This is a genomic window from Nocardioides sp. J9 (genome assembly GCF_007829375.1).
Lineage (GTDB): Bacteria > Actinomycetota > Actinomycetes > Propionibacteriales > Nocardioidaceae > Nocardioides.
Genome location: NZ_VLJQ01000104.1, coordinates 1 through 9634, shown reverse-complemented (window position 1 = coordinate 9634; position 9634 = coordinate 1). Strand labels below are relative to the sequence as shown.

General features: G+C 70.7%; 10 protein-coding genes. 9 read left to right on the top strand and 1 reads right to left on the bottom strand.

Annotated elements, in window-relative coordinates; all coding sequences use genetic code 11:
- The 7 genes from L615_RS23870 to L615_RS17950 all read left to right on the top strand — a co-directional run.
- Nucleotides 1-182: hypothetical protein (locus L615_RS23870; RefSeq protein WP_222430607.1), on the top strand; the 182-nt coding region annotated here is incomplete at its 5' end.
- On the top strand, nucleotides 179-1348 hold the full coding sequence (locus tag L615_RS17975) for a CaiB/BaiF CoA-transferase family protein (RefSeq protein WP_028655077.1): 1170 nt from the start codon (nucleotides 179-181) through the stop codon (nucleotides 1346-1348). The genes L615_RS23870 and L615_RS17975, both read left to right, overlap by 4 nt.
- A gap of 218 nt (nucleotides 1349-1566) precedes the next feature.
- The gene (locus L615_RS17970; RefSeq protein WP_028655076.1) at nucleotides 1567-3030 is read left to right on the top strand and encodes a DEAD/DEAH box helicase; all 1464 of its coding nucleotides are present in this window, start codon (nucleotides 1567-1569) and stop codon (nucleotides 3028-3030) included.
- A 120-nt stretch (nucleotides 3031-3150) separates the two neighbouring features.
- Nucleotides 3151-3855 (top strand): hypothetical protein, encoded by a 705-nt coding sequence (locus tag L615_RS17965; protein WP_222430606.1) that lies wholly within the window; start codon nucleotides 3151-3153, stop codon nucleotides 3853-3855.
- A gap of 10 nt (nucleotides 3856-3865) precedes the next feature.
- The gene (locus L615_RS17960; RefSeq protein WP_028655074.1) at nucleotides 3866-4387 is read left to right on the top strand and encodes a hypothetical protein; all 522 of its coding nucleotides are present in this window, start codon (nucleotides 3866-3868) and stop codon (nucleotides 4385-4387) included.
- 18 nt (nucleotides 4388-4405) lie between these two features.
- The gene (locus tag L615_RS17955) at nucleotides 4406-4816 is read left to right on the top strand and encodes a hypothetical protein (protein ID WP_028655073.1); all 411 of its coding nucleotides are present in this window, start codon (nucleotides 4406-4408) and stop codon (nucleotides 4814-4816) included.
- Between the two features lie 44 nt (nucleotides 4817-4860).
- Nucleotides 4861-5079, top strand: a complete 219-nt coding sequence (locus L615_RS17950) for a hypothetical protein (RefSeq protein ID WP_145725983.1) — start codon at nucleotides 4861-4863, stop codon at nucleotides 5077-5079.
- A 94-nt stretch (nucleotides 5080-5173) separates the two neighbouring features.
- Here the strand turns inward: L615_RS17950 and L615_RS17945 are convergent, their stop codons facing one another.
- Nucleotides 5174-5929, bottom strand: a complete 756-nt coding sequence (locus tag L615_RS17945; protein WP_145725981.1) for a MerR family transcriptional regulator — start codon at nucleotides 5927-5929, stop codon at nucleotides 5174-5176.
- A gap of 104 nt (nucleotides 5930-6033) precedes the next feature.
- On the opposite strand from L615_RS17945, the gene L615_RS17940 reads away from it, so the two are divergent.
- Both L615_RS17940 and L615_RS17935 read left to right on the top strand, forming a co-directional pair.
- Nucleotides 6034-7245: an acetyl-CoA C-acetyltransferase gene (locus L615_RS17940; protein ID WP_028655071.1), complete on the top strand. Its 1212-nt coding sequence runs from the start codon at nucleotides 6034-6036 to the stop codon at nucleotides 7243-7245.
- Between the two features lie 46 nt (nucleotides 7246-7291).
- On the top strand, nucleotides 7292-9502 hold the full coding sequence (locus L615_RS17935; RefSeq protein WP_028655070.1) for a 3-hydroxyacyl-CoA dehydrogenase NAD-binding domain-containing protein: 2211 nt from the start codon (nucleotides 7292-7294) through the stop codon (nucleotides 9500-9502).
- The last annotated feature ends 132 nt before the right edge of the window (nucleotides 9503-9634 follow it).

Here is a 9634-nt window from a genome sequence, read left to right as displayed (position 1 = left end):
CGGGCCTGCGTGGCGGGCTGTGGTGGGCACAGTCCGGTGCATCGGGGCCGCTGGTTTCGAGACTCGGCGCTGGGGCGCTTCGCCTCGACCGGCGGCGGACGGTCGACTGGGCAGACGACGTGCTCGCGCCGTGGGACCGTGACACCAACACTGTCACGATCCGTGCCATGATCTGCCCATGACGTTCGAGCTTGGTCAGGGAACCGGTCCGCTCAAGGGCCTGAAGGTCGTCGAGATCGCGGGCATCGGGCCCAGCCCGCACGCCTGCATGATCCTCGCGGACCTCGGCGCCGACGTGATCCGCGTGGAGCGGCCCGGTGGGCAGATGCTGACCGGAGGGTCGCACGACCTCCTCAACCGCGGCCGGCCCAGCGTGGCGCTCAACCTCAAGGACCCCGAGGCGGTCAGGACCGTGCTCGACCTGGTCGAGCAGGCCGACGTGCTGGTCGAGGGCATGCGCCCGGGGGTGGCCGAGCGGCTCGGCTTCGGTCCGGAGGCCTGCCACGAGCGCAACCCGCGCCTGGTCTACGGGCGGATGACCGGCTGGGGCCAGGACGGCCCGTGGGCGCACGCCGCCGGCCACGACATGAACTACATCGCGATCACCGGCACGCTGCACGGCCTGGGCCAGGTCAAGGAGAAGCCGCAGTTCCCGGGCAACCTGGTCGGTGACTTCGGGGGCGGGTCGACCTACCTCGTCATCGGCATCCTCGCCGCGGTCCTCGAGGCGAAGGCCTCCGGCAAGGGCCAGGTCGTCGACGCGGCCATCGTCGACGGCACCGCCAACCTCAACGCGATGACGGCCGCCTTCCTCGCCGGCGGCGGCTTCAAGGAGGAGCGGGCGTCCAACCTGCTCGACGGTGGTGCCCCCTACTACGACATCTACGAGACCGCGGACGGCGAGCACATGTCCGTCGGCGCGCTCGAGCCGCAGTTCTACGACGAGTTCCTCAAGCTGCTCGGCATCGCCGACGTCGCCCCCGACCGCTGGGACCTCGAGAAGACCGACGAGCTGCGCGAGCTCATCGCCTCGACGTTCAAGCAGAAGACCCGCGACGAGTGGTGCGCGGTCTTCGACGGCACCGACGCGTGCGTCGCGCCGATCCTGCGGATCAGCGAGGCCAGGGACCACCCGCACATCAAGGCGCGTGAGGTCTTCGTCGAGCACGAGGGCGTGCTGCAGCCGCAGCCGGCCCCGCGGTTCTCGCGGACGAAGGCCTCGCTCTCGCTGCCGCCGGCCCCGGTCGCCGGTGCGCACACCCGCGACGCGCTCGCGGCGTGGGGCGTCGAGGACGTCGACGGCCTGATCGAGCGCGGCGCCGCCGTCCAGGTCACCGACGAGGGCTGACGCCACCGCCGCCGATTCACCGCCGCGGACCCCGGGGCCCTAGGCTGGTCGCACCGACCCGGCCAGTCTTGCCCCGGGTCCCGGCGCACCGCTCACGCGCAGCGCCCCTCGACAGAGGCACCGCTTCACCGCCCCGTCACCAGACGGGCAGCACGGCGAGACGCCCAGCTGAGGGGAATCGCCGCGCTCTGCGCTGCGCTCCCCGGAGAGAACCACCTGTGACGTCCACGTTCGCCGACCTCGGCGTACCCACTGACCTGCTCGCCGTCCTCGACGCCGCCCAGATCTCCGTTCCCACCCCGATCCAGGCAGCGACGCTGCCCGACTCGCTCGCCGGCCGCGACGTGCTCGGCCGCGGCCGCACCGGGTCGGGCAAGACCTACGCCTTCGGGCTGCCGCTCGTCGCCCGCCTCGCGTCCGGTACGACGCGCCGGCCGGCCCCGAAGCGGCCGCGTGCCCTCGTGCTCGCCCCCACCCGCGAGCTCGCCACCCAGATCTCGGCCACCGTCGCCCCGCTCGCCGAGGCCGCCGGCCTCCGCACGACGACCGTCTTCGGCGGCGTCGGCCAGGGCCCGCAGGTCACCGCCCTGCGCAACGGCGTCGACGTCCTCATCGCCTGCCCCGGCCGGCTCGAGGACCTCATCGGCCAGGGCCACTGCAGCCTCGCCGACGTGCAGGTGACCGTGCTCGACGAGGCCGACCACATGGCCGACCTCGGTTTCCTGCCGGCCGTGCGCCGCCTCCTCGACCAGACGCCGAAGTCGGGCCAGCGGATGCTGTTCTCCGCCACGCTCGACAACGCGATCGACGTCCTGGTCAAGCGCTACCTCGACGAGCCGGCCGTGCACGAGGCCGACTCGGCCCAGTCGCCCGTGGCGAAGATGGACCACCACGTGCTCCACGTCGAGCGCGAGCAGCGCCTGCCGGTGCTCCTCGACCTGGTCAGTGCGCCCGGCCGCACCGTCGTCTTCACCCGCACCAAGCACGGTGCGAAGGCGCTGGCCCGCCAGCTCAACAAGAACGGCGTGCCGGCCGTCGACCTGCACGGCAACCTGAGCCAGGGTGCGCGCACCCGCAACCTCGAGGCCTTCCACAGCGGCACGGCGACCACGCTCGTCGCCACCGACATCGCGGCCCGCGGCATCCACGTCGACGACGTGTCGCTGGTCGTCCACGCCGACCCGCCCGCCGAGCACAAGGCCTACCTGCACCGGTCCGGCCGCACGGCCCGCGCCGGTGCCGCCGGCACCGTGGTGACGCTGATGACCAGCGAGCAGCGCGGCGACGTACGCGCGCTCACCCGGGCCGCCGGGATCAAGCCGACCACCACCCGGATCACCGCGCCGGACCACCCGCTGCTGCAGGACCTCGCCCCCGGCGAGCGCTCCCGCCCCGGTGGGATCGACCTGACGCCGGCCGCCCCCCAGGGCGGCGGCAAGGGCGGCAACGGTGGCGGCGGCCGACGCCGCTCCGGTCGCAAGCCGGCCGCGAAGCAGTCCGGCCCGACCGCCGGGGGCGGCTCGCGCCAGGGCGGGCAGCGCTCGGGCCAGGCCCGCACCGGGGGCCAGGGCGGCAAGCCGGCCGGTCAGCGCTCGGGTGGCGGCCGCGGCCGCTCGCGCTCGCGTGGCACCGGATCCGGTGGTGGCCACAGCGCGGCGGGGTTCAGCTCCCGCGCTCGTTGAGCCACGGACCCTTCGGTCCGGCGGCCAGGGCGGCCGCGGCTCGTCGCCCCCGGGTTTGCCACGACGCACCTCGGGAAGGAGTCGTCGGGCACATCCGTCTGACCGAAGGGAAACGCTGCCGTGGGGATCATGCTGCCGGACGGCCTGGTCTGGATCATGGACAAGCTGGGCTTCGAGTGGCCCGACCTCGACGAGGACGAGATGCGCCGGGGTGCAGAGATGCTGCGCGCCTACGGCGGCGACCTCGAGGACGTCATCCAGCGCACCGACAACAAGATCAACGGCGAGCTCGCCGCTTCCCTCGAGGGTGAGGCGGGACTCGCGTACGTCGCGGCGTGGAACGCCAACCGGTCGCAGAACCTGCAGAAGCTGGTCGACGTCATCGACCCCGCCGCGACCGGCGTCGACATCGCGGCCGGGGTCGTCACCGCGCTCAAGACCAAGGTGATCATCGACGTCACCTCCACGGCCGTCACGGTGGCGGCGATGCTGACCAACCCGTTCACCGCACCGGGCGCCGTGGCCGTGATCCTCGCGAAGAAGGCGCTCCTCAACGCCGCCATGGACATCGCGATGGAGGAGGCGATGGGCATCGTCCTGCCGATGGTCATCGAGCCGCTGGCCGAGCAGGTGCCGGCGATCGTGATGGCCGTCCTGGACTCGCCGATCGTCGAGGCCACGGGTGCCGACCCCGGGCGCTTCATGGCGGACCTCGCCGCGCTCGGCCAGGCATCGGCCGAGCTGGAGGTCAACGCGGCTGACATCGAGGACCGCACCGAGCAGCTCCTCGCCGACCTGATGAGCCTGAACGTCACCGGCGGCTGAGGGAGACGACGTGAACCGCAAGGTGTGGGACGACATCATGGAGGCCTTCGTCAAGGGCTTCCGCAACATGGGCGACGGCGTCGGCGGCCAGCTGCGTCGACAGGGTCGTCGGACGGCGCGCAACGCGGACGACATCGACGCGACGGACAGGGCCGCGTCCGCCCTGACCGGCAACCCGGGACGGGCTCCGGACTACAGGGCGACGTTCGGCAACACGAGCGACCACAACTACCGAAACACGTTCTCGTCGGCGAACCCGGATGTCGACATGAGCGAGACGGTCGTCCACCACGCGGTCGAGCGACAGGTGAGCCGCAGGTACCCGGGTGTGGTCTCACAGGACGAGCTCCACTCGATCGAGAACCTGCGAGGAATCCCTCGGGACGTCAACAACACCGTGCACCTGAGTGCCATCCGCAAGGAGTGGAACCGCTTCTACCGGACCCATCCTGCCGCAACCCAGCAGGAGCTCCTGGACTTCGCGACAGAGATCGACAAGAAGTTCGGCCACCTGTTCAACCCGCCGGTCTGATGAGGAAGGATCCTCTCCATGTCCTTCATCTTGGAACCCGAGGTCCCCGGAGAGATCGGGGAACGCGGTGAGCTCGACACCTCCGTACACCCTCCGCGAGTGGTGCGCTTCCACATCACCCTCACGGGGTGGCTCGGCGACGACCTCCTCGAGGTGTTTCCCGTCTACCTCGTGACCGAGCGCCTCGCGTCGATCCTGGAGGAGTCCGACCTGAGCGGATATGCGCTTGCCGAGGCCGACGTGACGGTTGACGAGGAAGCACTCATCGACCCCTCGCTCGAGCTGCCGACGTTCCGCTGGCTCCAGGTCACGGGCAGTGCTGACGACGACGTGAGCCTGGCTGAGGACTTCCGGCTGAGGCTGAGTGACCGGGCCTACGAGCTCGTCAGTCGGACGAGCCTCCAGAACTGCGACGTCGAAGAAGTCTGACGCCACCGACTGATGGTGGCGGTCATGGCGAAGGACCTGCTCGCGTGAGGATGAGGGACGTCCGGTGTGACGAGGCCTACCTGCGCGCGATGCGCGACGAGAGCGGGCACGCCGGCATCCACAGGTTCATGACCGACCTGACGTGGTCGCTGCTGCTCGACGTGCCCGAGCTCGCCCGGCAGGTGGTCGACCTGCCGCACCTGACGACGAGCGGGGATCGCGTCCTCGACGAGCTTCGCCCGTCTTGCCGGACGCTCCGCTGAGGACGGCAGCTTCCGGCTGACCGGCGTCGCGCCCTCCTGACAGGCAGGCAGGCAGGCAGGCAGGAGGAGTCCCCTGCCGCTCTCCCTCGTGCGGTCAATCGCCGCGGCGGCGGGGGAGCCGGGCCGCGCGGGCGACGGCGGCCTCGTAGGCGGTGACCAGGCCGCCGACGGACAGCGGCTTGAGGCGCTCCATGATCTCGCGGTAGTGCTCCGAGGTGGCCGCGTCGTCGTACAGGGGCGCGAGCTTGTCGTTGACGACGTCGTAGAGCTCCTTGGCCATCTGCTCGCCGTGCTCCTGGTAGACCGCGGCCGCGGCGACCGCCACCTCGCGCGGGAAACCGAGCTCGATGAGGCGCACGCCGATGGCGAGCTGGTTCGTGGCGACGAGGTACTTCGAGCCGCGGATCCGGATCACGCCGAGGGCCTGCAGGGTCGCGACGTCGTCGTCGGAGAGCTCGCGTCCCGCCTTCTGCTCGAGCTGGGACCGGTCCATCTCGACCGGCAGGTCGGACTGCCAGGGCGCGAGCATGGTGCGCGCCAGTGCGATGTCCTCGGGTGTCGCGTCGTCGGGGATGCCGGCGACGTACCGCTCGATGGCCGAGAGCGTGAAGCCGTGGCTCTGCAGCTCGAGGACGAGCTCGATCCGGGCGACGTGCTCGGCGCTGTAGTAGCCCGACCGACCACGACGGATCGGCGGCGGCACCAGGCCGCGGGAGGTGTAGAAGCGCACCGTGCGCACGCTCAGCCCGGTGCGCCGGGTGAGCTCCTCCAGGGTCAGCAGGTCCTCGTCGCCCTGCCCCCCGGGAGTGGTGTGCGTCGCATCACCTGCCGGGCCCTCGCTCTTGACCATGACAGTAATAGTGTCACAATCGTTCCCAAGGGAGATCCATCCCGTGCGCGGCGCGCCTCGCGACGCCGCCACACCGCCACTGGAACCAGGACACAAGGACGGTCATGGCAGAAGCATTCGTGTACGACCACCTCCGCACGCCGCGCGGTCGGGGCAAGGCCAACGGCTCCCTCCACGAGGTGAAGCCGGTCGACCTCGCCGTCGGACTGATCGACGCCGTGCAGGAGCGCAACCCCGGTCTCGACCCGAACCGGATCGACGACGTCGTCCTCGGCGTCGTGTCGCCGATCGGTGACCAGGGTGGCGACATCGCCAAGACCGCCGCCATCGCGGCCGGCCTGCCGGACACCGTCGCGGGCGTCCAGCTCAACCGCTTCTGCGCCTCCGGCCTCGAGGCCGTCAACCAGGCCGCCAGCCGCATCCGCGGTGGCTTCGAGGACCTGATCCTCGCCGGCGGCGTCGAGTCGATGAGCCGCGTCCCGATGGGCTCCGACGGCGGCGCCTGGGCGTCCGACCCGGCCACCGCGTTCAAGGCGGGCTTCGTGCCGCAGGGCATCGGCGCCGACCTGATCGCGACGATCGAGGGCTGGAGCCGCGAGGACGTCGACGCGTTCGCCGCCGAGTCGCACCACCGCGCCGCCAAGGCGTGGGCCAACGGCTACTTCGACAACGCGGTCATCCCGGTCAAGGACGTCAGCGGCCTGACCATCCTCGACCGCGACGAGACCGTCCGCCCCGACACCTCCGTCGAGGGCCTCGCCGGCCTCAAGCCGTCCTTCGCCCAGCTCGGTGCCGACGCCGGCTTCGACGACGTGGCGCTCGAGAAGTACCACTGGCTCGAGAAGATCAACCACGTCCACCACGCCGGCAACTCCTCCGGCATCGTCGACGGCGCGTCGCTGACCCTGATCGGCAACGAGCAGGTCGGCAAGGACCTGGGCCTGACCCCGCGGGCGCGCATCATCGCCACCGCGGTCTCCGGTGCGGACCCGATCATCATGCTCACCGGTCCGGCCCCGGCCGCCCGCAAGGCGCTGGCCAAGGCCGGCCTCGAGGTCGGCGACATCGACCTGTTCGAGATCAACGAGGCGTTCGCCGCCGTCGCCATGCGGTTCATGCGCGACATGGGCATCAGCCACGACATCACCAACGTCAACGGCGGCGCGATCGCCATGGGCCACCCGCTGGGTGCGACCGGCGCGATCATTCTCGGCACCCTGATCGACGAGCTCGAGCGGCGCGACCTGCGCCGCGGCCTCGCCACGCTCTGCGTCGGCGGCGGCATGGGCATCGCGACCATCGTCGAGCGCGTCTGAGCGTCTCGTCCCGACCTCTCGAACTTTCACGGAACCGAAAGAAGACATGAGCACTGACACGCAGACCGCGGTCCGGTACGACCGCGACGCCGACGGCATCGTCACCCTCACGCTCGACGACCCGACCGCGAGCGCGAACACGATGAACGAGCTGTACATCACCTCGATGGCCGAGGCCGTCGAGCGCCTGTACGAGGAGCAGGACGACGTCACCGGCGTCGTCATCGCCTCGGCCAAGAAGACCTTCTTCGCCGGCGGCAACCTCAAGCGGATGGTCACCGCCACCAAGGACGACGCCCAGGACGTCTTCGAGATGGCGGAGAACGTCAAGAAGGCGCTGCGCCGCCTCGAGCTGTTCCCCAGGCCGGTCGTCGCCGCGATCAACGGCGCCGCGCTCGGTGGTGGCTACGAGATCACCCTCGCCGCCCAGCACCGGATCGTCGTCAACGACTCGAAGATCAAGCTCGGCCTGCCCGAGGCGACCCTCGGCCTGCTGCCCGGCGGTGGCGGCGTCACCCGCGCCGTGCGCAAGTGGGGCCTGCAGACCGCGCTGATGGACGTGCTGCTCCAGGGCACGCAGTTCAACCCGCAGGCGGCGCTGAAGAAGGGCGTCGTCGACGAGGTCGTCGAGACCCAGGAGGAGCTCGTCCCCGCCGCGAAGGCGTGGATCAAGGCCAACCCCGAGGCCGCCCTCAACCCGTGGGACGCGCCCGGCTACAAGATGCCCGGCGGCACCCCGAAGTCCCCGGCGCTGGCCGGCTTCCTGCCCGCCTTCCCGGCCCTGCTCCGCAAGCAGCTCAAGGGCGCCGACTACCCGGCCCCGCGGGCGATCCTCTCGGCCGCGGTCGAGGGTGCGCAGGTCGACTTCGACACCGCCTCGCGGATCGAGTCGCGCTACCTCGCGAACCTGATCGTCAACCAGAACTCGAAGAACATGATCCAGGCGTTCTTCTTCGACCTGCAGGCGATCAACTCCGGCTCGCTGCGCCCCAAGGGCATCGAGCCCTACCAGGCGAAGAAGGCCGTCGTCCTGGGCGCCGGCATGATGGGTGCGGGCATCGCCTACGTCCTCGCCCGGGCCGGCGTCGAGGTCGTCCTCAAGGACGTCTCGGTCGAGGCTGCCGAGCGCGGCAAGTCCTACTCCGAGGGCCTGCTCGACAAGGCGATCAGCCGCGGCAAGTCGACCGAGGAGAAGAAGGCCGAGCTGCTCGGCCGGATCACCGCGACCGACGACCCGTCCGCCGCCGCGGGCGCGGACCTCGTGGTCGAGGCCGTCTTCGAGGACCCGGCCCTCAAGGCCAAGGTGTTCGCCGAGATCCTGCCGCACCTCGCGCCCGACGCGCTGCTGTGCTCGAACACCTCGACCCTGCCGATCACCGAGCTCGCGGCCGGCCTGGAGAACGAGGCCGACCGCCCGCGCTTCATCGGCCTGCACTTCTTCTCGCCGGTCGACAAGATGCCGCTGGTGGAGATCATCTCCGGCAAGGAGACCTCCGAGGAGAGCCTCGCCCGCGCGATCGACGTCGTGCAGCAGATCCGCAAGACGCCGATCACGGTCAACGACAGCCGTGGCTTCTACACCTCGCGCGTCATCGGCTTCATGGTCAACGAGGGCATGGCGATGCTCGCCGAGGGCGTCGCGCCGTGGACGATCGAGCGCGCCACCTCGTCGGCCGGCTACCCGGCCCCGGTGCTGCAGCTGTCCGACGAGCTCAACCTCGAGCTCATGGGCAAGATCGCCAAGGCCACCCGCGAGGCTGCCGAGAAGGGTGACGGCACGATGACCACGGAGCACCCGGGCATCAAGGTCGTCGAGAAGATGCTCGAGCTGGGTCGTCCGGGCCGCCTCAAGAAGGCCGGCTTCTACGACTACGACCAGGAGACCGGCAAGCGCCTGTCGATCTGGGAGGGCCTCTCCGAGGTGTTCCCGGTCGCCGAGGAGCAGCCCGACATCCAGGACGTGCGCGACCGGATGCTGTTCGCCGAGGCGCTCGAGACCGCGAAGTGCTTCGAGGAGGGCGTCATCACCTCCGCCGCCGCCGCGAACATCGGCTCCATCATGGGCATCGGCTTCCCGCCGCAGACCGGTGGCGCCGTGCAGTTCATGGTCGGCTACGAGGACAAGGCGACCGGCGAGGTCGGCCTCAACGCGTTCCTCGCGCGGGCCGACGAGCTGGCCGCCAGGTACGGCGAGCGCTTCGAGGCCACCCCGTGGCTGCGCAAGCTCGCCGAGTCCGGCGAGGGCTTCCCCGCCTGACGCACCGCTCCACGCACCGACCCGTCGCTGTCACAGCGGCGGGTCGGTGTCGTTTTCCCGACTACCCGACTACCCGACTACCCGACTACCCGACTACCCGACTACCCGACTACCCGACTACCCGACTACCCG

What these genes read in the sequence shown, in the direction of transcription:
- L615_RS17945 (WP_145725981.1), bottom strand. Translation starts at nt 5,929, where the DNA reads ATGGTCAAGAGCGAGGGCCCGGCAGGTGATGCGACGCACACCACTCCC.
- L615_RS17940 (WP_028655071.1), top strand. Translation starts at nt 6,034, where the DNA reads ATGGCAGAAGCATTCGTGTACGACCACCTCCGCACGCCGCGCGGTCGG.
- L615_RS17935 (WP_028655070.1), top strand. Translation starts at nt 7,292, where the DNA reads ATGAGCACTGACACGCAGACCGCGGTCCGGTACGACCGCGACGCCGAC.
- L615_RS17955 (WP_028655073.1), top strand. Translation starts at nt 4,406, where the DNA reads ATGTCCTTCATCTTGGAACCCGAGGTCCCCGGAGAGATCGGGGAACGC.
- L615_RS17975 (WP_028655077.1), top strand. Translation starts at nt 179, where the DNA reads ATGACGTTCGAGCTTGGTCAGGGAACCGGTCCGCTCAAGGGCCTGAAG.